A 25,777-nucleotide genomic window follows, 5' to 3' on the forward strand; every position below is an offset into this window, starting at 1 on the left:
CTAGCCATGCCGAATTGGCAAGCCGGCAGGCGGCAGCGGACAAGCCACTCGGACAAGGTCTAGGAGCGATGCGCCGGGCTGGGGACGGCTCGCGGACCCGGAGTTGACGGCTCTTTCCCCGGCGGATCCTGAGCTTCGGCCTCGGCTAAGCGCCGAGCGACGTCAAACCGCTCTGGCACCCCCATCCGCCGGAAGATCGCCAACGCCCGTGTCCAGTGACGGCGTGCCTCCGCCGGATCAATGGACCACATGTGCTCGGCCAATCCGGTCAGGGCTCGCCCTTGTTCATAGGGATGAGCTATCCGGGTGGCCACCCGCAGCGCCTCGCGGTGCAATTCGATCAACCTCGCGGCCCCGGCCGAACCGCCGAGAGTCAACGCGAGATCGTTCAAAGCCGCCGCCTCCACGTGAGGTTCGCCGGCATCGACTGCCATTTTCCGGGCGGCTTCATGCTCAAGCACCGCTTCCGTAATGCGTCCGAGACCACGTAGGGCGATCCCAAGGTCGTTCCGGACCTCAGGTTCCGCGTAACGGTGTCCGGTGCGTTGCCGCATGACGAGGGCCGTCCGCAACGCTCGCGCGGCCACGTCATACTGCCCCATGCGACACTTCACCGCACCGATGTGACCGAGCGCGTTGAGAATATGGAACTGGCTACCAAGTTGGCGTCCGAGGTACAGGTGGAGGCGGTGCGCGCGCAGGGCCTCGTCGTATCTCCCGAGCAGTGCCATCGCGAGACCGAGGTTCGGCAGGTGGGTAGCGGTCTCATGAGCGTCCGGAACGATCTGGTTCCGCATTCGCTCCAACGCCACGGCAACCGCCTTCTCGGGTTCACCGAGAATCCAATATACCGCCACGAGGTTAGCCTGATAACGCGCAAGGTTAAATCGATCACCACAGCGCTCACAAATCTCGACAGCCTTCTTCAGATGCGTTAATGCGCCTGGATAGCTTCCGGTCCGCAAATAGGCGGAGGCAAGATAGTTGTGCATCACGGCCACGGCCCGCTCGTCACCAATCTCTTCAGCAGCCGCAAGCCCTTGAAGGCTGGTCACGACGATATCGTCGTAGCAGCCCCGAGTGTACAAAAACCGCCACAGAATCCGCGCCAGCCGCCACGCTTCCTGGCGAAATCCCAACTCGTGGGCTCTATCGACGAGCAACACGAGGTTGGCCCGTTCGACCTCCATCCACTTCTCGGCAGAGTCGCTCTCCATCTCAATCAGGTCGGGTCGACGCGGAGCATCGAGAGAGACGTGAAGGCGAATGCGGCCCAGTTCAAGGATATCGGCCACCGAAAAAGAGAGATGCAGCATCAGATCGAGAAGGCCCGCCACCGCCAGCATTCGCTCATTCACCTGGTCTACGCGATTCGACAGATCGTGGGCGTAGTGCCGGATGAGGTCGTGCATCCGATAACGCCCCGCCGTCAACTCTTCGATCAGGTGGGAGTCCAGAAGGGCGTCGATCAGGTCGGCGGTGCCGTCGAGCGGCAGGCCCGACAGCGCGCTGGCGGCCAGCACGCCGAACTCGTCTCCCGGATGCAGGCTGAGCAGTCGGAACAGTCGCTGCGCGGGCTCGTTCAGCAAGGCGTACGAAGCGGCGAACGCACCGGCCACACTCCGGTCACCTGAGGTGAGGTGGTCCAGCCGGCGGGCCTTGGTTGCCAGCAACTTCGCCAGATCCGCCACCTGCCAGTTGGGACGATGCGCGAGCCGCGAACCGGCCAGCCGGATGGCCAACGGCAGGTGACCGCAGCTCTCCACCACGGCCACTGCCGCCTCGGGCTCCGCAGCCACCCGCTCCGCCCCTGCCGTTGAGGCCAGTAGGGCGACGCCCTCCGCCGGCTTGAGCAGCGGCAGGGACACCGGCGGATCGACATCCAGCCCGTTGATCCGCCGGCGCGAGGTCACGATCACCAGGCTTCCCGGCACCGTGGGCAGCAGCGGCCGGATCTGCGCGGCGTCGGCCGCATTGTCCAGCACGATGATCACCCTGCGACCAGCCAGGTCGCGGCGCCACCGGTCGAGCCGGTCTCCGGGGTCCGACGGTATCCGGCCGGCGGGTGTGCCCAGTTGCCGCAGCAAGGTCGCCAGAGCCGTCGCGCTGTCCAGCTTCTCGGCAGGTTCGTGGCCCTTGAGGTCGATGAACAGCTGGGCGTCCGGAAATCGGTCGGTAAGCCGGTTGGCGACGTGTACCGCAAGTGTCGTCTTGCCGCTGCCAGCCATGCCATCGACTAGGTGGACTGCGCAGTTGTGCTCGCCGGCCCGCTGAGTCGTGGACAGTAGGTGCTCAACGGCGTCGGCACGGCCCACGAAGTCCGGGACCGTCCGCGGGAGGTGCGAGAGCAGTCGTTGCTCCTGGTCGACGGCAACGGATGGCTCCGTACCCGGCGCTCCGGCGGTGTCGACTCGGCGAGACTGGCCGTCGGGCCGGGCGATACGGCGATACAACCGTTGCAGTTCCTCCCCCGGCTCGACGTTCAGTTGCTGACGCAGGGTTCGACGAGCTGCGGTATAGGCCGCCACGGCACCGGCGGAATCTCCTCCTACGTGGAGGGCCTGCATGAGCAACAGGTGGGCCGGTTCCCGCAGCGGATGTCTGATAAGCAACTCCCGCAGTACCGGCAGGGCCTCGTCGTAGCGGCCGAGCCGGATCTGCAACTCGGCGTACAGCTCGGTGGCCAGCAGCCGATCCTCGGTCGCGGCGGCCACCTGGGCGGAGAGCCGGGGCCCCAGGGCGATCCCGGTGAGCATCGGCCCACGCCAGCGGGCCAGCGCTCGGGACACCAGTCGCACCGCCTCCCGCTCGTCGGCTCCGAGGAGTTGCCGAGCCTCGGCCACCTCTGCTCGAAAGGCACAAAGGTCCACGTCCGAGCACTCGACATCGAGCCGGTAACCGTCACGACTGCGGATCAGCACTTCCCGATCGGGAAGCATCGCCTCCAGGCTCCGTCGCAAATTAGCCGCATAAGTACGGACATTCGGTATAGCCGAGGGAGGTGGGTCTTCGAGCCACAGTTCATCGACGAGTTGTTCGACCGACACCAACTGCCCGGCGTTGCACACGAGCATGGCCAGGACGGTCTGCTGCTTGGGCGTTCCAGGCGGTAGCGCCTGTGAGCCCAGGCGCACCGCGAGACCGCCGAGAACCTGAATCTGCACCCGGCTCCTCTGACCGCATTCAAAGGATCACTGTATGCAGCTTAGCGATGCCGACACCAGTACGTCACACTCGGTCGCTGCTTGGTCAACAGAAGCGACGAGGAACGGAGCAAGGCCCTCTGGGCAGAAAAACGGGTTACGCCGTAGCGAACACTTGAAGACCGCAGGTACCTCTAATCCTCACATGCCCTCTCGTCGCGCCGCAGCGGACAATAGTGGGGGGCGGCCCGAAGGCAGCGACTGAACGGCGCGCACATAGATCGTTACCGCCGACACCAAGCAGTGGCCGTACCGACATTGACGCGACCCGCATCGCCGGTGCACGACGCCTGTTTGACGCGTCACACTGACGGGTAGCAGGATCTTCTTTGCGTTCAGCCAACACCGAAACAGCCTGTATGCGCGGCTCTGATCGAACGCTGCGCATGGACATCATAGACAGAACGTCACGAATCAGGACGGTATTGGCTGATAGAGAGCATAGCGACATTTAATATCGCTAAACGTCACGTTCTCTACTTAAGCTCCTCCATCAGAAGCCACGAGGCGGGCAGTTCATCAGATTCCCGCTTCCTATCGAGTGAGGAGCAGGGCGTGAAAGGCAGCGAGTGGGCCTGAGGCTCTAACAAACTTCCCGACCGGCCTTACCAAGGTAGGGTGACCTGAGGTAAGGCGCGACCTAAGGTGTCATGACACTTTTCGGGCAAGGCGGCACTGAGACCGATCGGCGGCTACGGCTGCTCGTCGGTCTCGTCGTCGTATCTGCGGGGATCGTCGTCCTCGCATCGACAAGACTCGTCCTGACCTCTACCACACCGACGTCTCTAGACGACTTCGCAACCATCGCGACGGTGGTCTTCATGATCGCGGTGGGCACGTCGGTCAAGGCGCGGATTCGCATCCGGTCGACCACCCACCAGATCAACTGGAACGAGATGGCCATCGTGATCGGCGTGGCCGTCGCTCCGACCACCTGGGTAGTGCTGTGTACCGGACTTGGTGTCGCGATCGCATCGTTCCGGCTGCCAGTCATCAAGATGGCTTTCAGCGTTGGCAAGAACATCCTCGTTGCGGGGGCTGCCGGAGCGACGCTGGCTCTCTTGGACTGGTCCCGGCCAGCGGACGACCTGATCCGCATGTCGCTGACGTTGGCGCTGGCCTACCTCGCCGCCGCGCTTGTCGATGATTTCCTAGCCATCCCGGTCATCGCCCTCGCCACCGGAACCAGGATCGCGCGACAGTTCCGGAATAACCTCGATCTCCGCGTTGGCGGCTTTTGCGTACGTTTCGCCGTTGCCCTTTGCACTCTCCTACTGCTAGAGATCGACACTCGGTTGCTACTCGCCGTTCCGCCGCTCGTGCTGAGCCTGCATCTGGCGTACTCCGGCCGGATTCGGCAGCGCACCGAGCAGCAGGTGTGGCAGCGGCTCGCTCAGACCACCGACGCGCTCAACGTGGTCGAACTGGACGACGTCCTCACCACTGCGGTCACCCGGGCGGCGGAACTCTTCTCCGCCGACGAGGTGGAGGTCGAGCTGCGCGACGACGACCGGGTGGTACGCGGTGGCGCCGACGGCGTCACATATGACGGTCCGGCAGCCGAGCCCACCACCGTCCAGGGCGCGGTGGTCCCTGCCCGCCTGGAAGGGCACGACAAGACGGTCGACGTGGGCATGCTGCGGCTGCGCTTCCGCGGACCGGTGAAACTCTCCGAGCGGGAGCACTACACCCTCTACACCTTCGCCTCGGCGCTGTGCACCGCCATCCGCAACGCCCAGGCGTACGCCGAACTGGCTCGGGTGGCCCAGGCCCACGCGCACGACGCGACGCACGACGCGCTTACCGGTCTGCCGAACCGGCGTCACCTGCTCGACGCGGGCAACGACCACTTGAACCAACGGCACGCCGACGGGGTGACCGCCCTGGTCCTGATCGACCTGAACCACTTCAAGGAGGTCAACGACACCCTCGGCCACACCGCCGGTGACCAGATGCTGGCCGCCGTCGCCGAACGGCTGCGCGCCGCCGCCCACGCCGAGGACCTGGTCGCCCGGCTCGGCGGCGACGAGTTCGCCGTACTCCTGCGTGCCCTGCCCGCGCCCGCGGTCGCCGCACACCGCGCCGAGACGCTGCTGGCGGCGCTGCACGAACCCTTCGACATCGACGGCATGCGGCTCAACGTGGAGGCCAGCGGCGGTATCGCCGCCGCTCCCGCCACCGGCGGCATGGTCGAACTGCTACGCCGCGCCGACGTCGCCATGTACCAGGCCAAGCGGGCCGGGCAGCGGCTGGCCAGCTACGCGTCCGCCCGGGACACCGCCGACCTGGGTCGCCTCACGCTCGGCGGAGACCTGACCCGAGCCGTGGCCGACCACGAGTTCACCGTCAAGTTCCAGCCGATCGTCGAGCTCGGCAGCGGTGCGGTCATCGCCGCCGAAGCGCTGGCCAGATGGCGTCACCCCACCCACGGCATGATCGACCCGCTGCGCTTCCTGGAGACCGTCGAGCGGTCGGGACTGCTACCGGCCTTCGCCGAAGCCATCCTCGACCAGGCCCTGATCGCCGCCGGCACCTGGCGGGACGCCGGCTTCGACGTGCCCGTGGCGGTGAACGTCTCCCCCCGCAGCCTGCTCGACGCCCGGTTCCCCGGTTCGGTGCTGGCCCGCCTGCGCGCCCACGACCTGCCACCCGACCGGCTGATCCTGGAACTGACCGAGACCCTCACCCTCAGTCAGCTCGACGTCGTCGACCAGGTGCTCACCCGACTGCGCGACGCCGGCGTCCGGCTGGCCCTGGACGACTTCGGCACCGGCTACTCCTCGCTCTCCCTGCTCTCCCGGATTCCGGTGCATCAGCTGAAGATCGACCGAAGCTTCGTCACCGCCATGGAATCCTCCACCGAAGCCGCCGCGATCATCCGCTCCACCCTCGATCTCGGTCGCAGCCTCGACCTCGCCGTGGTGGCCGAGGGCGTCGAGCGGGAGGCGCAGCGACGTACGCTCTGGGAACTGGGCTGCACCGCTGGCCAGGGTCATCTCTTCGCCCGTCCACTGCCCGCCGGAACGCTGCTCGCCGCACTCCAGCGCGGCACCGGCGACCGGGCCGGCTGCCTGGCGGTCGCTCTGCACGACGCCGGCGCGGTGGTTCGGCTGCCGCAGGGGCGTCGACAGGGCGGCCGGGGTCGCCACCAGCCGGCCTGACACACTTGCCCGGGTGAGCACCACCACCCCGACCAGCCGCCGTACCGGGTGGTGGCTCCGGATCGACACGGCCGCCGGAGGGCTCGCTCTCGACCTCGGCCTCTACGCGGTATCCGCCGCCTTCGCCGCGGTCACCGCAGCCACCTCCACCCTCCTGCCACACCGCGCCTGGGGCGGCATCGCCGCACTCGGCTACCTCGGCGCGGCGATCGTCGCGCTCGGTCAACTCCTGTTGCGGCGGCACCGGCCCGGCTCGGCGCTGGCCGGACTTCCCGCACGCTGGCTGGTCACCGTCCTCACCTGGATCGCCGTCGCCCTGCTACCGCTGCTCTGGCAGAGCGCGCAGCGCGCGGCGGGACGCACCGACCGGGCCCAGGAAGAGGTGCTCGTCGTCGAGGATTCCGGGCGGCGGCTGGTGGAGACCGGCACGCCCTACCTGGGACCGGACGCCATCGCCGCGCTGCCGCCCGGCGAACAACTGCTCGGCTACACGCCGTACCAACCGGCAATGGCGCTGTTCGGGCTGCCCCGCGCGGCCACCGACGGTTGGTGGAGCGACGCGCGGGTCTGGTTCGCGATCGGCACCGCCCTCGCTCTCCTCCTCGCCGTCCGCGTCCTGCGCCGACCGGAGGGTGTGGGCGCAGCCGTCGGGCACGACGCCGCCGTGCTGCGCGGGGTGCAGGCGGCCACCGTCCTGCCGATCTGTGCGCTGACCCTCGCCACCGGCGGCGACGACCTCCCCGTACTCGCGCTCTGCCTGCTGGCCCTCGCGCTCGCCGCCACCGCCCGACCCGGTTGGGCCGGCGTCGCCGTCGGACTCGCCGGGGCACTCAAACTCTTTGCCTGGCCGGTCGCCGCGGTCCTGGTCGTCTGGGGCATCTCCCGGCGGGCCGGCCTGCGCGTCGCCGCCGGCGCGCTCGGCCTACCCGCCGCCGCGCTACTACCCACCCTGCTGGTGGACCGGGACGCCCTGGTGGAGAACGTACTGCGGTTCCCCCTCGGCCACGGCCTGGTCTCCAGCCCGGCGCAGTCCCCGTTTCCCGGCTACCTGATCGCGAACGCGCTGCCGGCCGGCCGGGGTGTGGCGGCGGCGCTGCTGGTCGCCGCCGCAGCGGCGATCGCCGTCCGACTCGTCCGCCACCCGCCCCGCACCGCCCGCGCCGCGGCGCTCGTCTGCGGGTACGGGCTGCTCGTCGCGATCCTGCTGATGCCCAGCACTAGGTTCGGCTATCTGCTCTATCCGGCGGCGTTCCTCGTCTGGGCAGCCGCACTTGACGTTCCCGGGATCCGGCAACCGGCGAGCGAAGACGGCCGGTAGGGCGTAGACCTGAGGGCATGACCACCTACCGCGACCGCAGCGAGGCGGGCCGGGTGCTCGCCGACCGACTCACCGCCCTGATCGGCGAACCGGACGTCGTCGTGCTGGGCCTGGTACGCGGCGGCGTGCCGGTCGCCCAGGTAGTCGCCGAACGCCTCGGCGCGCCACTGGACGTGCTGGTGGTACGCAAGCTGGGCATGCCGTGGGCCCCCGAGGTCGCCTTCGGTGCGCTCGGTCCGGCCGGCGTACGCGTGGTGAACGACGTGGTGGCCGGGCAGCTCGGCCCCGACGACATCGCCGACGTGCAGCGCCGGGAACAGGCGGAGCTGGATCGACGCGAACAGCTATACCGGGCCGGCCGGCCGCCGCTGGAGCTGACCGGGCGTACCGCCGTCATCGTCGATGACGGCCTGGCGACCGGGGCCACCGCCCGAGCCGCCGTGCAGGTGGCCCGTCATCTCGGTGCCCGGCGGGTGGTGGTCGCCGTACCGGTCGGGGCCCAGCAGGCGTACGAGATGCTCGCCGCCGAGGCCGACCAGGTCATCTGTGCGCAGCGGCCGGATGCCTTCACCGCCGTCGGGGCGTATTACGACGACTTCCACGAGGTGTCCGACGACGAGGTGACGGAGGCGCTGACCGCTACCCCGTGAGTCGACCAGGTACCGTCGGGTGATGAGCCTGACCTGTCCCAAGTGTCACGGAGAAATGCGTCAGTACGAGCGCAGTGGCGTGGTCATCGACCAGTGCGGCGAGTGCCGGGGGATCTTCCTCGACCGCGGTGAGTTGGAGAAGCTGTTCGAGGCGGAGGCCAACTGGAGCGCGCAGCAGGTACCCCCCGCACCGCAGCCGACCCAGCACGCGCCGCAGCCGGGCGGCTACCAGCCTCCGCCTCCGCCGCCTGCGCCGCACCAGCCGGGTTACGGCGCCGTGCCGCCGCCACCGCCACCGCAGCACGGCTACCCGGCCCCGGCCCCTGCTTACGGCCACAGCCAGCAGCACTACGGCTACCACGGGCACTACCGCCGGAAGAAGCGCAAGAGCTTCCTCGACGACATGTTCGGCTGAGCAGCACGCCCCTGAGCGACCGGGCCGTCCGACCGGCCGGCCCGGTCCGCTGCGCTGCACCAGACCGAGCGTGACCGGCCGCGCTGGCGTCGCCGTGCCCGCCGCTGCTGAACGCGCCGGCCGACTTCAGCTGTGGGAAGCTGCCCACATGGGGTCGCGAGCTGCGCACATCGCACTGGCCAATGCGTACGACGGAATCACCTCGGCCGTCGCCGACCTGGACGACGTCGATCTGCAACGACCCACCCGGTGTCGGGGGTGGCTGGTCGCTGACCTCCTCTTTCACGTGCTCTGCGACGCCCAGCGGGCACTCGTCGCACTGGCCAGCCCCGCCGAACCACCGGCCACCGTCGACTCCGTCAGCTACTGGCACTCGTTTCCGGGCGGCGACGGGAACGTCCGGCACGCCTGGTGGGCCCGCCGCTCCGCTGCGGCGTTCGACAGCCCGTCCGGAGTGGTCCGGCTCTGGGCCGACACCGCGCCGGCCGCCGTACGCGCCGCCGGCAACGCGGATCCGGCTGGCTTCGTCACCACCCAGGGGCACGTGTTGCGGGTGGCCGACCTGCTGGACACCCTCACCACCGAAGCCGTGATCCACCACCTTGACCTGGTGCTGGACCTACCGGATGCGCCCGTACCCGGACCGGCCGCGACCCGGGTCGCGGTGGCCACCGTGGACGCCCTGCTCGGCGGCACCGTTACCCGACCGGACGGCTGGAACGACCACGACTACCTGCTCAAGGCGACCGGGCGGCTGCCGCTCACCGAACCGGAGCGAGGCGATCTCGGTGCATCGGCCGCCCGCTTCCCGGTGCTCGGGTGACCGGTCAGACGATCGCCATGTCGACGAAGCGCGACAGGTGCAGCTGGGCGGCGACGGTCACCGTGTCGGTCGGACCATTCCGGTGCTTGGCAACGATGAAGTCCGCCTCTCCGGCGCGGGGTGACTCCTTGTCGTAGTAGTCGTCGCGATGCAGAAGTATGACAACGTCCGCATCTTGTTCAATAGACCCAGATTCCCGCAGATCAGAGAGTTGAGGACGCTTGTCGGTGCGCTGCTCCGGGCCACGATTCAGCTGGCTGACCGCGATGACCGGACACTCGACCTCCTTGGCCAGCAGCTTCAGGCCACGCGACAGGTCCGCGACCTCCTGCTGCCGGCTCTCGGTACGCTTAGGCGAGGTCATCAGCTGGAGATAGTCGACCACAATCAACCTGAGGTCATGCCGCTGCTTGAGCCGACGGGCCTTCGCCCGGATCTCCATCAGGTTCATGCTGGGCGTGTCGTCGACGAACAGCGGCGCCTCGCTGATCTCACCCATGCATCGGGCCAGCTTCGTCCAGTCGTCATCGGACAGTTGCCCGCTCCGCAGCACGTGCAGCGGCACTCGGGCCTCGGCCGAGAGCAGCCGCATCACGATCTCGACCTTGCTCATTTCCAGCGAGAAGATCGCCGACGCCTGATTTGCCCGGATAGCCGCGTTTCTGGCGAAGTCCATACTGGCAGTGGATTTTCCGAGGCCAGGTCGCCCCGCCACAATGATCAACTGACCGGCGTGCAGGCCGTTGAGCAGGCGGTCCAGGTCGGTGAAGCCGGTCGGCACACCGGTCATCACGCCGCCCTGGGCACCGACCGCCTCGATCTCGTCGAGTGTCGGTTGCAGCATGTCGGCCAGGACCGCGAAGTCCTCGCTGACCCGGCGTTCCGTGACGTCGTAGACGGCCTGCTGAGCCAGGTCGACGATGTCGTCGACGTCCCGGCTACCACCGCTCGCGGTGCCGTAGCCGAGTTGGACGATCCGGGTGCCGGCCTCGACCAGACGCCGGAGAACCGCGCGCTCGCTGACGATGCGCGCGTAGTAGGCGGCGTTCGCGGCGGTCGGCACGCTCGCGATCAACGTGTGCAGGTACGGGGCGCCACCCACGCGGGCCAGGTCGCCGGAGTCGGCCAGCGCCGCCGCGACGGTGATGGCGTCGGCCGGCTCGCCCCTGCCGTAGATCTCCAGGATGGTGTCGAAGATGGTGGCGTGCACCGGCCGGTAGAAGTCGTTGGTCTTGAGGATCTCGACGACGTCGGCGATGGCGTCCTTGGAGAGCAGCATGCCGCCCAGGACGCACTGCTCCGCGGCGACATCCTGCGGCGGCGTCTTGTCGAACTGACCGGCGCGCGGCCCGTCACCGGACTGCTGCCCGCCGCCCGGGAACGACTCCGTCCGCCTGTCGTCGGTGACCGACACCGGGCCCCCCTCCACTGCGTCGGATCGGTTCCAGGCTTACCGCCCGGGTGCGACATCGTCGACCGGCCGCTTCGATCGGGGGCCATCGGGTCGGCAGGTCGGTGGCAACCATACGGACTCCGAGGTCAGCCGCTCAACCGTGGCGGTGGACGAGCCTCGGGACAACCTGTGGACTCAGGTGGACAACCATGTGCGCAGCGTGTGCACAGGGTGTGGATAACGGATGGGGAATTCTCCCCGCCAAGCCAGTGACCTGCGGAAACATTTTCCCCAGCCTGTGGAGGGATTTTCCGGGTAGGGCTTTGTCCTGAACCTCCCGTAAGATCGGTGCCCTACGGCTACACCTGGACAGCGGATTGCATCTTCGGTTGAGAAGGGTCACGCTCCGGCCGTGAGTTACCGGGACTGGGCACGCGGGGAGGACGGTCCGCGCGAGCGGCGACCGACCGCTTCGTGGGCCGAGCCCGTCGAGGATTCACGGGCCGACCGTTACGGCTCGGCGGTCGAGCGCTACCGCACCCCGAGCCGTCGGCGAGCCGTCGAGCGCGGCCAGGAGGAGCCAGCCGAGCCGTATCTGCCGCGCTGGGCGCTGGAGTCGGGAGTCAGCAGCGTCGACGGTGGCGGTCGGCATGCCGCGCCGGACGACGATGACGATGACGACCGGCCGCGCTACGGCGATGGCGGCTGGCGAGCATCGGGGGCTTCCGCTTCCCGGGCCAGCCGGAGCCGGCGCTCCCCTGAAGCTGACTGGCGTGATCCGCCACCCCGCGCCATCGCCTCGTCGCCAGCGGTGGCGCCGCAGTCCGACCACACCCGTGAGTGGACCTTCGACCGTCCACAGGAGGAGGGGTACGTCGGCAGCCGCCGAGCCGAGGAGGACGATCCGGTCTCGGGTGTGGCGCCACAGAGTCGGCCTCGCCGCGCACAGTCCCGCCAACGCCAGGTGACCTGGTCCGGCCTGGAGGACGAGGGTCAGCAGACCTCCGACTCGGAGCCGGCCGCCGACCCGACGCCTCGACGTCGGCGGCGGGCGGTGGAGCCGACGCCCGGTCCCGCAGTGGACCCGTGGGAGCGGACGGCGGAACCGTGGGAGCGGACGGCGGAGCCAGCACCGCCCCGACCTGCGGTGGATCCGTGGGATGCCTCAGGTCTGCACGCCTGGGAGCAGCCCGCCGGCCGGGATCGTCGTGCCGATTCCGGCCCGGTCGATCCCTGGGACGCCGACAGTACGAGCCAGTGGCTTCAGTCGTCGCCGTCGGAGCAGTGGCTGGAGCCGGACAGCACGGGTCAGTGGGACCGCGATCCCGCGCTTGATCGACGGGAACGGCAGCGGGACCGCAACAGGTGGGAGGACTACTCCGAGCCGGACCGTTGGGATCGTACGGAGCGTCCCCGGTCGGATGGTGCACCCGGTGCGCAGCAGTGGTCTTGGAGCAGTCGACCCGAGCCGGAGCCGCCGCAGGAGACCTTCTGGCCGGGTACCAGGTTGGCCGGTGACGATCCGCGTTGGGTGGACGCGCCCGCTTCGGCCCCCCGGTCGCCGGTGGTGGGCTACACCGCACCGCGTCCCCGCCCGGTGTCACGGCGGCGTACCGCTGCGGTCCCGCCGGCTCGGCCGGTGGGTATGGCGGCGGTACGGCGTCGGATCGAGTCGGTGGGCAACGCCAGTTGGAACCGCCGGCTGGAAGACGACCTGCTTGATCCCGATCCGGGTGGCCCCTGGCTGCCGCTGCTCTACACCGCGGCCTGCTACGTCCTTCCGGCGGTCGTGGTCTTCGTCTGGCTGCTGACCCTGGACGGTGCCCCACCCGTGGGCTGTGTGACCGACATCAGCGGCGGTGGCTGCGAGTCGCCCCGGGCGCGGGCGTTCGGGGCGATGGTGGGCGGGCTGCCGCGCTTCGGCCTGGCCCTGGCCAGCAGCCTGGCGATCGCGACGCTGCTGCGTCGGGTGGGTACGACCTGGCGTCCGACCACTGTGGCGCTCGCCGCCGCCGTGGTGGGTGGCGGTCTCTCGACGGTGATGATCAGCGCGGTGACCGGTCAACCCATCGGTTGATCGCTCACTTGGACGAACGACGACGCAGGGCCCGCACCGGTGGACGGTGCGGGCCCTGCGTCATTCGCCGGCCGGGATTCAGCCCTGCACGACGTTGAGGTTGAACGTGGCGGTCACCTCGGGGTGCAGCTTGATCCGCACCGGGTGCGACCCGATCGACTTGACGTGGCCGGAAACCTCCAGCCGCCGCCGGTCGAGGGCCGGACCACCGGCCGCCTTGACCGCATCGACGATCTCGGCCGGGGTGACCGAGCCGAAGAGTCGGCCACCTTCACCGGCGCGGGCCTTCAGGGTCACCTTGAGGGCCTCGAGCTGTGCCTTCACCTCGTTGGCGTGGTCCAGGTCGCGGATCTCGCGGGCCGAACGGGCCCGCTTGATGAGGGTGACCTGCTTTTCCGCGCCCTTGGTCCAGGCGATCGCGAAGCCCTGCGGGAGCAGGTAGTTACGGCCGTAGCCGTTCTTGACCTCCACGATGTCGCCCGGGGCACCGAGCCCGGACACCTCCTGAGTCAGGATGATCTTCATGTCGGTGCCTCTCTCAGCGGGCCGTCGCGGTGTACGGCAGGAGCGCCATCTCACGGGCGTTCTTGACCGCACGGGCGATCTGCCGCTGCTGCTGCGAGGTGACGCCGGTCACCCGCCGAGCGCGGATCTTGCCGCGGTCGGAGATGAACTTGCGCAGCAGCGCGGTGTCCTTGTAGTCGATGTACGTGATCCCGTCCTTGTCGAGCGGGTTCACCTTCTTCTTCGGCTTGCGCAGTGCCGCAGCCTTCGCCATTGCTCTTGCTCCTGGTTTACGATCACGGGCGCTCGGCGCCATTAGAACGGAGGCTCCTCGTCGAAGTTGCCGCCACCCGAACGTGAGGGGGCCGGTGCGGCCGAAGCCCAGGGGTCGTCGAAGTTGCCTCCGCCGCCCTGGCCACCACCGCCACCACTACCGAAGCCGCCGCCACCGCCACCGGACCGGGACATCTTCTGCACCTTCGCCGTGGCGTAGCGCAGTGACGGGCCGATCTCGTCGACCTCCAGCTCGATGACGGTGCGCTTCTCACCCTCGCGGGTCTCGTAGGACCGCTGACGCAGCCGACCCGAGACGATCACGCGGGCGCCGCGCTGTAGCGACTCCGCCACGTGCTCGGCGGCCTGCCGCCAGACGGTGCACGAGAGGAACAACGGCTCGCCGTCCTTCCACTCGCCGGAGGCCTTGTCCATGAACCGGGGCGTCGAGGCGACCCGGAACTTGGCGACCGCGGCACCGGAGGGGGTGAACCGCAACTCGGGGTCATCGGTCAGGTTGCCGATGACCGTGATGGTGGTGTCTCCTGCCATGACCAACTCCTCGCGCGCTCATCCGTTCCGCCGTACAGGTTCTCAGAACCCTCCGACAGTGACGGTGAGGCTGTTCCGGATGGGGCCGGGGTGGGTTTGCTAGCGCATTTCCGGCCGGAGGACCTTCGTACGCAGCACGGACTCGTTGAGCCGCAGCTGGCGGTCCAGCTCGGCCACCGCCTCCGGCGTCGCCTGGAGGTCGATGACGGCGTAGATGCCCTCGGCCTTCTTGTTGATCTCGTAGGCGAGGCGCCGGCGGCCCCACACATCGGTCTTCTCCACCGAGCCACCCGCGGTCCTGATCACGTTCAGGTACGTGTCGAGCGACGGGGCGACGGTGCGCTCCTCGAGGCTGGGGTCGAGGATCACCATGATTTCGTAATGACGCAAGACGTGCTCACCTCCTGTGGGCTAGGCGGCCACGGTCCTTCCGTGGCAGGAGGTCGTGCGTCGTGGCCCGTTCCGGTATCGGGGGAACCCGACCGGGGACGGACAACCGGACCAGGATACCCGGCCCTGACGATCACCATCACCGAGGTGACGGGCAGAGCGAACCGGGGGTCCGTGCCGACGTCGCTGTCGGCACGGACCCCCGGCCACGGGGCCGCGGGGCGCCTGGTCCGCATTCCTTGGGTGGGACCTGGGGAGGAACGACCACACCGATGAGGTTGGACCGGAGACGCCCCGCGGAGCTTTATCACGTTGTTACCTGACGTTATCGTGGCAGCCGGTGCTTCATGGGGCAAATACCAGAATTGCCGACATTTTTGTCCCGAGCGCTGTTGTGTCGTCTTGACCTGAGGATCCATTGGCATCAACGACTGCCACCGGGTGCCGGTGACGCGGCCAGGTAGCGGGCGGTCGGCCCGCCCGTCGGTGGCGGGACGTAGGCTCGCCTGCATGCGTATCGGAGCCCACGTCGATCCGACCGACCCGCTGGCGGAGGCGACCGCCCGAGCAGCGGACGCCGTACAGTTCTTTCTCTCCGACCCTCAGGGCTGGAAGTCGCCGCAGCCCCGCTCCGACGCGGCAGCGCTGATCGATGCCGATGTCGACGTCTACGTGCACGCGCCGTACGTCATCAATGTCGCCACCGGCAACAACCGCATCCGCATCCCCAGCCGCAAGCTGCTGCTCGCGCACGCGAAAGCGGCCGCAGCGATCGGCGCCAAGGGCCTGGTGGTGCATGGCGGGCACGTGAACGCCGGTGACGACCCGGCGACCGGGTTCGACAACTGGCGCAAGGCGCTGTCGTACGCGGCCGAGTCGGGCGGCTTCGGGCTTCCGGTGCTGATCGAGAACACCGCCGGTGGCGAGAACGCCTGCGCCCGGCGGCTCGATGCGCTCGCCCGGCTCTGGGACGCCGTCGGTGACCAGGAGGTCGGTTTCTGCCTCGACACCTGCCACGCCCATGCCGGCGGGGAGGAACTGCTCGGCCTGGTCGATCGGGTGAAGGCGATCACCGGCCGGATCGACCTGGTACACGCCAACAATTCCAAGGACGGGTTCGGGTCGGGGCGGGATCGCCACGACAACCTGTCGGGCGGCACGATCGACCCGGAGCTCCTGGTTGCGGTGATCCGCGCGGCGGACGCGCCGGTCATCGTGGAGACGCCGGGAGGCGTCGAGGGGCAGGGCAACGACATCGCCTTCCTGCGTCGGCAACTCGACGGGGAGACCGGAGCACGATGACCACGGACCAGTCCGCCCCCGGCGGCCCCAGGCCGACCTCGCGCAACGCTCGGGCCACCGGAGGTCCGGCGCCCGGCGGCACCGACCAGCGGTACCGGCGCGACCCGGGCGACGAGGTCCGGGCGAGCGCCTCCGACGAGGCTGGCCAGGGCAAGGCCACCGGGAGCGGCCCGGCCGACGCGGATCGCACGACACGGAAGCGCACCAGCGCCGACGATGCTCCGGGCAAGAATGCTGCCGAGAAGGCCCCCGCTGGCAAGGCCGCCGACCAGGGTGGGGTTGCCGCGGGCAAGGCCGCCGCCACAGGCAAGGTTGCCGACCAGGACGAGGTCGCCCTGGGGAAGACCACCGACCAGGACAAGGCCGAGGCCGGGAGCGAGGCCGAAGCCAAGAGCAAGGTCGGCGACGAGGACGGGACAGGGCAGCAGGACGAGGCTGGAAAGAAGGACAGGGGCAGGAAGAAGGCGAGCGGTGGTGGGGCCGGCGCGGGCGACAGCGGCACGCCCGATGGCAAACCGGCAACGGACGGAAGCAAGCCCGACGGCACTCCGGCGGAGGGTGAAAGCAAGCCGGACCCGTGGGCCGCTTTCGGGCCCGCACCCGAGCCGGTGCCCACCTGGTACGGGCGGCTGGGCCGGTGGGCCGGCCGGCTGCTGATCCACGAGTGGACGCTGGCCGCCATCGCGTCGCTGGCGCTGGCCGTGCTGATGACCTGGCCGACGATGCGTTACCCGGCACACACGCTGCCGCAGGACTACTGGGACCCGAGCCTCCAGGCCTGGCAGATGGCCTGGTCCGGGCACATCCTGCTGACCGAACCGGCCCAGCTCTGGCACGCAAACGCGTTCTTCCCGGAACGGTGGAGTTTCGCCTTCTCGGACACCCTGCTCGGGTACGCGCCGGCCGGCATGATCGGCAGCGGCCCCGAGGCCGCCCTCGTTCGCTACAACATCATGTTCGTGCTGGCGCACGCCCTCGCCACCTTCGGCGCGTACGTGCTGGCCCGGCAGCTCGGTGCGAGCCGGACGGGCTCCGCGGTGGTCGGTGCGGCCTACACCTACGCGCCGTGGCTGCTGTCCCAGGCCGGCCACCTGCACGTGGTCTCCAACGGCGGTATTCCGCTGGCGCTGGCCATGCTGGCCCGGGGCCACGGCTGGTCGCTGCGGCACGGCTACCGACCGGAGCGACGGCACGAGGGCTGGGTGTACGCCGGCTGGCTGGTGGCCGCCTGGCAGCTCAGCCTCGGGTTCGGGATCGGCCTGCCGTTCGCGTACGTCCTCGCCGGCACCGTGCTGGTGGCCGCCGTCATCTGGTACGCGAAACGAATCTTCTGGCGGCTCAAGCGCCCCTTCGGCCAGCGGTTGTTCGTCGCCGACCTGATCGGCGGGCTGATCTTCGCAGGGGTGGGCGTCCTGATGGCCATCCCGTACTTCACCGTCACGCAGCTGCACCCCAACGCGGAACGGACGATCGGCGACATCGCCATCTTCTCGCCACCCGCGACCGGTTTCGTCACCGCCCCGGCCGAGTCCCGCCTTTGGGGTGGGCTGCACGAAGGTGCCCGGTCGCTACTGCCGTGGCACCCGGAGATGACATTGCTGCCCGGCTTCGTGCTGTACGCGCTGGCCCTCGGCGGGCTGTTCTTCTCCATCTGGAAGGTCCGCCAACGGCTCCTGCTGCTCGCCGGGGTGCTTGTCGCGATGGCTCTGTCGATGGGTACCGAACTGTTCGGCGGTCGCTTCACCTACGTACCGCTCTTCGACCATCTGCCCGGCTGGAGCGGCATCCGGACGCCGGGCCGGTTGATGCTCTGGGCAACGTTGCTGCTCGGGCTGCTCGCGGCGGGGGCGGTCAGCGCGTTCGCCGAGCGGGTCCGGGAGATTTCCGCCGAACGGATCCCCTCATGGCCGAGCCCCTGGCTGCGCCTGGCGACCCTGGTGCCGCTGCTGTTGGTGATCGCCGAGGGCACCAACACCACACCTCATCCGGTGGTGCCGGCGCAGCCAGCGGCGATGCGTTCGGTCGACGGCCCGCTGCTCGTGCTGCCCAGCGGGCAGAACCACGACCAACCGGTGATGCTGTGGTCGACCACGCGATTCCAGGACATCGTCAATGGCGGCAGTGGTTTCACCCCACGTCAGCTCGATGACGTACGCCGGGTCACCATGACCTTTCCCGACCAGACCAGCGTCGACTACCTGCGCACGCTGGGCGTGCACAACGTGCTGGTGCTGCGCGACGAGATCGCCGGCACCCCGTGGGAGGTCAGCGTCGACGCACCCGTCGACGGGCTGGGCATCACCCGCGAGGAGATCGACGACGTCGTCGTCTTCCGCCTCTGAACGTCAAGCGTCACCGGGTCACGTGGTGGCGGCCACGGGCGTCGGCGTCGGGTCGGCGGCCCGGCGGCTTCGCCATCGGTCGAGCCAGGGGGCGTCGGGGGTGCCGTCGAGCAGGCCGCCGTCCGGGTCGTCGGCGTAGGTGCGACGTACCGCGTCCTGCTCCGGGTGCAGGATCTCGCGTACGACCAGGAAGACCAGGGCCACCACGGCGGCGAGGCGCAGGCTCGCGGCCAGCACGAAGACGCCCTCCGGGAAGACCGGTGTGCCGGTCGACGCGCCGAGCAGCTGGCCGTAGAAGGCGATGAAGTAGCAGACCTCGGCGGCCTGCCAGACGAGGAACGCTCCCCACCTGGGCCGGGCGAGCACCACCAGCGGCAGCAGCCAGAGCACGAACTGCTGCGACCAGACCTTGCTGAAGATCAGGAAGGCGGCGACCACCAGGAAGGCGAGCTGGGCGAGTCGGGGACGTCGCGGTGCCAGCAACGCCAGTGCGCCGATGCCGAGGCAGGCCAGCCCGAACAGGGCGTACGACAGGTAGTTGAGCGTGGGGATGTTGGCGTCCAGCCACTGGAAGGGCCCGATGCTGGCGGGGTCGCCGAACTTCCCGTCCAGGTAGCGACCGATGTACCAGAAGGTGCCCCAGTCGATCGGACGCGTGGTGTTCAGCTCGAAGAAGCGGTCCCAGTTGTCCCGGTACGGGATCGCCGCCGGTAGGTTCACCAGCACCACCGTCACCGCGGCGGTGGCGATGGACAGCAGCGCGGCCCGGATCCGGTTGGCGCGTAACGCGAGCACCAGGATCGGCCCGAGAATGAACAACGGCCACATCTTCGCCGCGCCACCGAGCCCGAGCAGCACTCCGGAGAGTGCCACAAGCATCGTCCCCTTCGGGCCCGGCCCGGAGCGCGCCCAGGCCAGCAGGCCCAACGCGGCGAGCCCGATGGCGAGAAAGTCCCAGTTGACGGTGGCGGTGAGCAGCAGCGCCGGGGCGAGCGCAAAGAGCGCGGCATCCCAGGGGCGGCGACGGCGCAGCGCCAGGATCACCGCCACGGTGACCACCGCGAGCGCACCGAGCACCAGGGCGTTCAGGTTGTAGAACCACTGGCCCTGGTTCATGTCGGGGTTGCCGTCGCCGGCCGAGTGGACCGGCAACCCGAGCGCCCCCATGAAGTACCCGGTCAGCACCGGGTACTCGACCGGGTGGTCCCGGTAGGGCACCGCCCCCTCATTGAGCCGTTCGGCGTAGTAGAGCGCCAACACGTCGGTGTAGCAGAAGCGGGTGTACTGCTCGTTGTTCACCCAGGCGCCATCCTGACAGGGCGACTTCTGCACCCAGTGCAGGGCCAGCGTCAGGCAGGTCAGCGCCAGGACGATCCGTACCGCCGTCCAGAACCGATTCTCCGCGCCGACGGGCCGGTCGCGGGCGACCGCGTGGTCACCGAGCGGGCCGCCGATCAGCCCGGAGAGCCCCCGGACGAAGCCGTCGGAGCGGGACGGGTGATCGGAGGCACCCGATTCATCGATGCCTGGCGTCGACTTCGTGCTCATGACCGTGCATCCTGCCGTATCCGGCGACCGCGTTGAAGCCGAAACCACAGCGAATCCCCGAGGCACTGCCGCCTGCCGAGGGATGGGCACTTCAGTCACCTGGGCACCGGCGACCGACGCTCGGCAATCGACCCTCGGCGCTCGCGGTCTGCGGCATGTCGCGGTATCCCGGACACCGGAAACCCCGACATGCCGCATCTGACGAGCCAGTACAGCGCTGCGGGCGGCCGGAATGGTTCTCCGGCCGCCCGTGGCGTCAGCGGGAGCTACTCCCGGCTCGTCGTCCTGGGTGGTAGCAGACCGCCACCGCCGCCGCCCTGCTCTTGATCACGATCGGGCGGGCCGCCGGGGTTGTTGCCACCGTTGTCCCCACCGCCGGGGCCGCCATTGTTCCCACCATTGAGCTGGCAGAGGAAGTCAATGGGATTGCAGTTCTGCTGGTTGCCGCCCGGCGGGGGCGGTGGTGGGGCGGGCTCCTCGCCGTTTCCGGCGTCCTGATCGCCCACCCCGGTCACGTCGGGCAGGTCGGACGGGTCGTAGCCCTTCAGCGCGTCGTCCATGTACCGCTTCCACAGCGCGGCGGGGATGTTGCCACCGCCGACGTTGCTGCCGTTGCGGTCGACGATCGCCGGCTTCTTCGGGTCGCGGCTGCCGATCCACACCGCGGTGGCCACGTTCTCGTCGTAACCGACCATCCAGGCGTGCGCGTTCTTGTCGGTCTTGCCGTGCTGCCAGGTGCCGGTCTTGCCGGCGGCTTCGCGGTTCACCAGGCTGGCATTGTTCTTACCGGGGATCTCCTTGAGCACCGCGGTCACCTCGTCGGCGACCTCCGGCCGGATCACCTGCTGCGGCTTGAGCTTCTCGCCGGCGCCGCGCACCTTGTCCCACTTGCCGGTGGCCTTGTTCTGCTTCTCCACCATCCGGACGAAGTGCGCCTTGTTGTACTTGCCCTTGTTCGCGAGGGTGGCCAGGCCGTTGGCGTGGTCCAGAACCGTGACCGGATACTGGCCGTAGCCAATTACCCGGTCGAACTTGCTCGGTGCGAGTTCTTCGGGCTTCTCCTTCGTCAGGTCGTAGACCTTCTGCTTGTCGTCCCACATGGTGCGGATGCCGGCGCGGCGGGCCATGTCGAGGACCTTGTCGGGGCCGATGTCCTCGGTCACGTGGAAGAACGGCACGTTGTACGACTGCACCGTCGACTCCTGCAGGGTGCACCACTTCTTGCAGCCGGCGTTCCGGCCAGCGTTCACGATCGGATCGTCAAAGCCCTCTGGCTTGAACGGGGTGGCGTCCCAGTGCGACTTGACCGAGATTTCCGCGTCAATTGCCGCGGCCAGGGTGTAGACCTTGAACGACGAGCCCGGCGGGTGACCACCGACGAGGTTGCCGTTCTGATCCGTGTTGAGGCCGGCGTAGTCGAAGTCGGCACCACTGTCACCACCGTAGTAGGCGAGCACGCGGCCGGTCTTCGGGTCGACGGAGACCACCGCCGCCATCAGGTTCTTCGGCTGCCCCTTGAGCACCGAGCCCTTGCGATCCGGCTGGGCCGCCGCCTCCAGCGCCTTCTGCATCTTCGGATCGATGGTGGTGGTGATCCGGTAACCGCCCTCGCGCAGCTCGTCCACGCAGCTGGGCATGCCCTCGGCACCGGAGTTGGAGCAGAGGCCCCACTCCTCCATCTCCTTGCGGACGTAGTTGATGACGTTGCCGCGCGGAGTGGCGACCCCGAAGCCGTTGTCCTTCTTCGACTTCTCGACCTTCGGGTACTCGGTGGGCCGCTCCGGCTTGCCCGGGGCGTTGAGCCAGCCCTCCTCGACCATCCCGTTGACGACGTACTCCCACCGGGACTTCGCGTCGACCTCGTTGGTCTCCGGGTCGAAGCCCTTGTGGGTGGCGCTGGCGACCGGCTGCTTGATCAGCGCGGCCAGCACCGCGCCCTGCGCCACCGTCAGCTTCTTCGCGCTGGTGTCGAAGTACGTCTGGGCCGCCGCCTCGATGCCGTACGCACCACGACCGAAGTAGATCACGTTGAGGTAGTTCTCCATGATCTGGTCTTTGGTGTAGTTGTCGTTCAGCTTGGAGGCGAGGATCGCCTCCTTCACCTTCCGCGCGTAGCTGTCGTCCTGGAGGTTCTCGTAGGCGTTGCGGGCGTACTGCTGGGTGATGGTCGAGGCGCCCTGCTTGTCGCCGCCGGAGAGGTTGTTCCACGCGGCCCGGGCGATGCCCTTGTAGTCGACGCCCGAGTGCCGGTAGAAGTTCCGGTCCTCGGCGGCGGCCACGGCGTCCCGCACATGCTGGGGGATTTGGTCGATGGTGACGAAGGTGCGGTTCTCGTTGCCGAGCTTGGCGACAAGCGTCTTGCCGTCCTTGGCGTAGACGGTGGTGGACAGCGGCAGCGGGATCTCCTTGGGCAGCACCACGTTCGTCGAGTAGTAGGTGAACCCGACCACGCCGATGCCGGCCAGCATGATGAAGACCGCGAAGCCGGCGATCAGCATGTTCATCCGCTTGCGCTTGCGGGCGCGGGCCACCGCACCCGGATCACGGCCACCGCGACCGGGCCGGGTCGGTCCACCCGGCCCGCCCGGCCCACCGGGGCCACCGACGCTGGCCCGGGCCACCGCGGCCCGACCGCCGACGCCACCCACGGACGCCGACCCGACGCTCGCCCGACCGGCCGATGCCGCACCGACAGCGGCGGCGCCGACCGAGGCACGACCAGGACCGGCCGGGGACACCGGCACCGAGGCACGGCCGGCGCGGCCCGGCGCGGGCGAGACCGGCACCGAGGCCCGACCGGGACCAGCCGGCGACACGGGCACCGAGGCACGGCCGGGGACTGCTGGCGAGACCGGCACGGAGGCGCGGCCGGGGCCGGCCCGGCCGACCGACGCCGCGCCGGCGGAACCGCCCCGCGGGGGAACGCTCGCCGAGCCGCCGACCGAGGCGCGTCCGCCGACCGAGGCACGGGCCGACGGGCCGGATGTCTCCGGCCCGGTCGACCAGTTGACTCCGCGCGGTTCACCACCCGGGCGGCGGTACGCGTCGTCCGCCTGCCCCGAGTCGTCCTGGCCCGGAATCCAGGCCCGGCCGCGCGAGGAGCTGGGATCGCCGTACGAGTTCATTCCTCACACCCTGCCGTCGCGGTGGGGCGCAGTCGCACCGCCACCGGTTTGCCGTGAGTTGTGACACCTGCGAGCCCGGCACGGGGGTGCCGCGGTTCCGGCGTCAGATCCGCATCAATCGGACCATTCAGACCTACAAGCCGTCGGTCACCCCAGCCGCGTCGCACGCGACCGGGGTCAGCCGATCGAGCTCGAATCACCGTTGCGCCTCTCGCCTTCGCCGCACACCCGTTCCGTCAGCGGTCATGCCGCTCGCCTCACCGTGCTCCGGGTCGCCGTCGGCGACGCCGGTCAGACCGTCCCGCCCGAGCAGGTACTGCTCGACGAGATGGTTCCAGTCACAGCCGAGGCACACCTCCACCACGAAGACCTGGAACTCACGCAGCGTCATCGCCAGCACGGTCAGCTCAGCCACATTACGGGCTTGGCCGGCCGATTGCTTGAGTTCGTCCCCGTAAATGTAGTGGACCAGGGTCAGGTTCTCGCTGCGGCAGATCGGGCACCGCTCGTCGGTGGACTCGCCGTGGAACCGAGCCGCGTTCTTCAGGTAGGGCGACGCGTCGCACAGGTCATAGGTGCCGACGCGGCCGGCGAGGAGCTCACGCAGCGCCGCTCGCTTTCGGAGCGAGTAGTCGACGACCTGGCGCTGCGTACGCATGCGGGAAAGGGTACGCGGTCTCTTCTGACGAGGCGACCACCGTGACGATCCGTGACCGGAGGACATCAGAACGGGGGTTTGCCCAGACCGGAACGAGAGGCTACGGTGCGATGTATCGGTCCGATACATCGTGGCGGTTAGCGCTTCACGCACAGGGTAAAGGGAGGGTGGCCGGTGCTCGAACTCGCCATCCTCGGCCTGTTGCAGGAGGCCCCGATGCACGGCTACGAGCTGCGCAAGGAGCTCACCGCCAAGCTCGGGGCGATCCGCGCCGCCATAAGTTACGGCTCGCTCTATCCGACCCTGCGCCGGCTGCAGGCGGCGGGATGGATCACCGAGGCCGACGAGACACCCGCCACCGCCGAGGAGGTTCCCGCGCTGACCAGCCGACGAGGTCGGGTGGTCTACGAAATCACCGCGGAAGGAAAGGAACGCTTCGCCCAGCTCATCGCACAGACCGGGCCGGAGACGTACGGCGACACCGGTTTCGGTGTGCACTTCGCGTTCTTTTCCCGAACCGACCAGGCGACCCGACTTCGCATCCTGGAAGGTCGCCGCCGCACGATCGAGGAACGTCGCGAGGGCCTTCGCGACATGCTGGGCCGGGCGGCCGAGCGCCTCGACGCGTACACCCTGGAGCTGCAGCGCCACGGCCTGGAGGCCTGTGAGCGTGAGGTCCGCTGGCTGGAGGAGCTCATCGCCAACGAGCGCTCCGGCCGTGCCCCGACGGTCCCGCACGACGGGACGGCCGGCGGCCCACGACAAGACAACAGCCCGCCTCCGCCTGGTGAGACCAGGACAGAGCGGCCGTGACAATGAAGAAGGAGGCACACGCGATGGGCTCCGTCCGCGTCGCCATCGTCGGTGTGGGTAACTGCGCCTCGTCCCTGGTACAGGGCGTCGAGTACTACCGGAATGCCGACCCCAACGACCGCGTCCCGGGTCTCATGCACGTCACCTTCGGCGACTACCACGTCTCTGACGTGCAGTTCGTCGCGGCGTTCGATGTCGACGCCAAGAAGGTGGGCATGGACCTCGCGGAGGCGATCGTCGCCAGCGAGAACAACACCATCAAGCTCTGCGACGTGCCGCCGACCGGCGTCACCGTGCAGCGCGGCCCGACCTTCGACGGCCTCGGCCAGTACTACCGCGAGATCGTCGAGGAGTCGGACGCCACGCCGGTCGACGTGGCCAAGGCGCTGCGCGACGCGCAGGTCGACGTGGTCGTCTCGTACCTGCCGGTCGGCTCGGAGCAGGCCGACAAGTTCTACGCCCAGGCCGCGATCGACGCCGGCTGCGCGTTCGTCAACGCTCTGCCGGTCTTCATCGCCTCCGACCCCGAGTGGGCGCAGAAGTTCACCGACGCGGGCCTGCCGATCGTCGGCGACGACATCAAGAGCCAGGTCGGCGCCACCATCGTGCACCGCGCCCTGGCGAAGCTCTTCGAGGACCGGGGCGTCGAGCTGCTGCGTACGTACCAGCTCAACTTCGGCGGCAACATGGACTTCATGAACATGCTGGAGCGCAACCGCCTGGTCTCGAAGAAGATCTCGAAGACCCAGTCGGTGACCTCCCAGGTGCCGCACGAGATGGCCAAGAGCGACGTGCACATCGGCCCGTCCGACCACGTGCCGTGGCTGGACGACCGCAAGTGGGCGTACATCCGCCTGGAGGGCCGCTCGTTCGGTGACACGCCGCTCAACGCGGAGCTGAAGCTCGAGGTGTGGGATTCGCCCAACTCGGCCGGTGTCATCATCGACGCCGTCCGGGCCGCGAAGATCGCGCTGGACCGGAAGATCGGCGGCCCGATCCTGTCGGCCTCGTCGTACTTCATGAAGTCCCCGCCCGTGCAGTACGCCGACCACGACGCGCACGCCGCCGTCGAGGCGTTCATCGCCGGCGAGGTCGAGCGCTGACGCGCCGACCACCAGCAACGGATTGACGATGTAGCTAATAGCACTCGAGGGCCGGGTCCGCTAGGACTCGGCCCTCGAAGTTTATTACACACGGGGCAACACGACCATGCATTGACCGAGTATGATG

General features: G+C 68.9%; 19 protein-coding genes. 10 read left to right on the plus strand and 9 right to left on the minus strand.

The window, feature by feature from the left end; all coding sequences use genetic code 11:
* Nucleotides 1–59 precede the first annotated feature (59 nt).
* Complete coding sequence (locus ACN26Z_RS02115) at nucleotides 60–3,164, minus strand: AfsR/SARP family transcriptional regulator (RefSeq protein ID WP_421459741.1); 3,105 nt, start codon at nucleotides 3,162–3,164, stop codon at nucleotides 60–62.
* A 689-nt stretch (nucleotides 3,165–3,853) separates the two neighbouring features.
* On the opposite strand from ACN26Z_RS02115, the gene ACN26Z_RS02120 reads away from it, so the two are divergent.
* The 5 genes from ACN26Z_RS02120 (at nucleotide 3,854) to ACN26Z_RS02140 (ending at nucleotide 9,570) form a co-directional block, all read left to right on the plus strand.
* Nucleotides 3,854–6,364, plus strand: coding sequence for a putative bifunctional diguanylate cyclase/phosphodiesterase (locus ACN26Z_RS02120; protein WP_421459742.1), 2,511 nt, complete (start codon nucleotides 3,854–3,856; stop codon nucleotides 6,362–6,364).
* A 13-nt stretch (nucleotides 6,365–6,377) separates the two neighbouring features.
* Nucleotides 6,378–7,682 (plus strand): glycosyltransferase 87 family protein, encoded by a 1,305-nt coding sequence (locus ACN26Z_RS02125; protein ID WP_282236354.1) that lies wholly within the window; start codon nucleotides 6,378–6,380, stop codon nucleotides 7,680–7,682.
* A 17-nt stretch (nucleotides 7,683–7,699) separates the two neighbouring features.
* Nucleotides 7,700–8,332 carry a phosphoribosyltransferase gene (locus ACN26Z_RS02130; RefSeq protein ID WP_282236353.1) on the plus strand — a complete coding sequence of 211 codons (633 nt, stop codon included), beginning with the start codon at nucleotides 7,700–7,702 and terminating at the stop codon, nucleotides 8,330–8,332.
* Nucleotides 8,333–8,351: 19 nt separating this feature from the next.
* Nucleotides 8,352–8,747: a zf-TFIIB domain-containing protein gene (locus ACN26Z_RS02135; RefSeq protein ID WP_282236352.1), complete on the plus strand. Its 396-nt coding sequence runs from the start codon at nucleotides 8,352–8,354 to the stop codon at nucleotides 8,745–8,747.
* Nucleotides 8,748–8,895: 148 nt separating this feature from the next.
* On the plus strand, nucleotides 8,896–9,570 hold the full coding sequence (locus ACN26Z_RS02140; RefSeq protein WP_282236351.1) for a maleylpyruvate isomerase N-terminal domain-containing protein: 675 nt from the start codon (nucleotides 8,896–8,898) through the stop codon (nucleotides 9,568–9,570).
* A 4-nt stretch (nucleotides 9,571–9,574) separates the two neighbouring features.
* Here ACN26Z_RS02140 and dnaB read toward each other — a convergent pair whose 3' ends face one another.
* Entirely contained in the window at nucleotides 9,575–10,984 is a 1,410-nt protein-coding gene (dnaB, locus tag ACN26Z_RS02145) for a replicative DNA helicase (RefSeq protein WP_421459743.1), read from the minus strand.
* A gap of 391 nt (nucleotides 10,985–11,375) precedes the next feature.
* Between dnaB and ACN26Z_RS02150 the strand changes: the two genes are divergently transcribed.
* Entirely contained in the window at nucleotides 11,376–13,040 is a 1,665-nt protein-coding gene (locus ACN26Z_RS02150; RefSeq protein ID WP_421459744.1) for a hypothetical protein, read from the plus strand.
* Nucleotides 13,041–13,118: 78 nt separating this feature from the next.
* On the opposite strand, the gene rplI is transcribed toward ACN26Z_RS02150, so the two are convergent.
* From rplI to rpsF, 4 genes are all read right to left on the minus strand, one after another.
* Entirely contained in the window at nucleotides 13,119–13,565 is a 447-nt protein-coding gene (rplI, locus tag ACN26Z_RS02155; RefSeq protein ID WP_093409374.1) for a 50S ribosomal protein L9, read from the minus strand.
* 13 nt (nucleotides 13,566–13,578) lie between these two features.
* A complete protein-coding gene (gene rpsR / locus ACN26Z_RS02160; protein ID WP_007073789.1) occupies nucleotides 13,579–13,818 on the minus strand; it encodes a 30S ribosomal protein S18 in 240 nt (79 codons plus the stop codon).
* A 41-nt stretch (nucleotides 13,819–13,859) separates the two neighbouring features.
* Nucleotides 13,860–14,369 (minus strand): single-stranded DNA-binding protein, encoded by a 510-nt coding sequence (locus tag ACN26Z_RS02165; protein WP_093409371.1) that lies wholly within the window; start codon nucleotides 14,367–14,369, stop codon nucleotides 13,860–13,862.
* Between the two features lie 99 nt (nucleotides 14,370–14,468).
* Nucleotides 14,469–14,759 carry a 30S ribosomal protein S6 gene (gene rpsF / locus ACN26Z_RS02170; protein WP_093409369.1) on the minus strand — a complete coding sequence of 97 codons (291 nt, stop codon included), beginning with the start codon at nucleotides 14,757–14,759 and terminating at the stop codon, nucleotides 14,469–14,471.
* A gap of 510 nt (nucleotides 14,760–15,269) precedes the next feature.
* On the opposite strand from rpsF, the gene ACN26Z_RS02175 reads away from it, so the two are divergent.
* Nucleotides 15,270–16,061 carry a deoxyribonuclease IV gene (locus tag ACN26Z_RS02175; RefSeq protein ID WP_282236348.1) on the plus strand — a complete coding sequence of 264 codons (792 nt, stop codon included), beginning with the start codon at nucleotides 15,270–15,272 and terminating at the stop codon, nucleotides 16,059–16,061.
* Complete coding sequence (locus ACN26Z_RS02180) at nucleotides 16,058–18,403, plus strand: hypothetical protein (RefSeq protein ID WP_421459745.1); 2,346 nt, start codon at nucleotides 16,058–16,060, stop codon at nucleotides 18,401–18,403. Before ACN26Z_RS02175 ends, ACN26Z_RS02180 begins: the two co-directional genes overlap by 4 nt.
* 18 nt (nucleotides 18,404–18,421) lie before the next feature.
* Here the strand turns inward: ACN26Z_RS02180 and ACN26Z_RS02185 are convergent, their stop codons facing one another.
* The 3 genes from ACN26Z_RS02185 to ACN26Z_RS02195 form a co-directional block, all read right to left on the minus strand.
* A complete protein-coding gene (locus ACN26Z_RS02185; RefSeq protein WP_396887079.1) occupies nucleotides 18,422–19,951 on the minus strand; it encodes a glycosyltransferase family 87 protein in 1,530 nt (509 codons plus the stop codon).
* 266 nt (nucleotides 19,952–20,217) lie between these two features.
* A complete protein-coding gene (locus ACN26Z_RS02190; protein WP_282236345.1) occupies nucleotides 20,218–23,076 on the minus strand; it encodes a transglycosylase domain-containing protein in 2,859 nt (952 codons plus the stop codon).
* Between the two features lie 196 nt (nucleotides 23,077–23,272).
* Entirely contained in the window at nucleotides 23,273–23,734 is a 462-nt protein-coding gene (locus tag ACN26Z_RS02195) for a DUF5318 domain-containing protein (protein ID WP_164448785.1), read from the minus strand.
* Between the two features lie 174 nt (nucleotides 23,735–23,908).
* On the opposite strand from ACN26Z_RS02195, the gene ACN26Z_RS02200 reads away from it, so the two are divergent.
* Together ACN26Z_RS02200 and ACN26Z_RS02205 are read left to right on the plus strand one after the other, a co-directional pair.
* Entirely contained in the window at nucleotides 23,909–24,547 is a 639-nt protein-coding gene (locus tag ACN26Z_RS02200) for a PadR family transcriptional regulator (RefSeq protein ID WP_093409356.1), read from the plus strand.
* A gap of 23 nt (nucleotides 24,548–24,570) precedes the next feature.
* Nucleotides 24,571–25,650, plus strand: coding sequence for an inositol-3-phosphate synthase (locus tag ACN26Z_RS02205; RefSeq protein ID WP_093409473.1), 1,080 nt, complete (start codon nucleotides 24,571–24,573; stop codon nucleotides 25,648–25,650).
* The last annotated feature ends 127 nt before the right edge of the window (nucleotides 25,651–25,777 follow it).

The organism is Verrucosispora sp. WMMD703 (assembly GCF_049178935.1).
Lineage (GTDB): Bacteria > Actinomycetota > Actinomycetes > Mycobacteriales > Micromonosporaceae > Micromonospora > Micromonospora sediminimaris.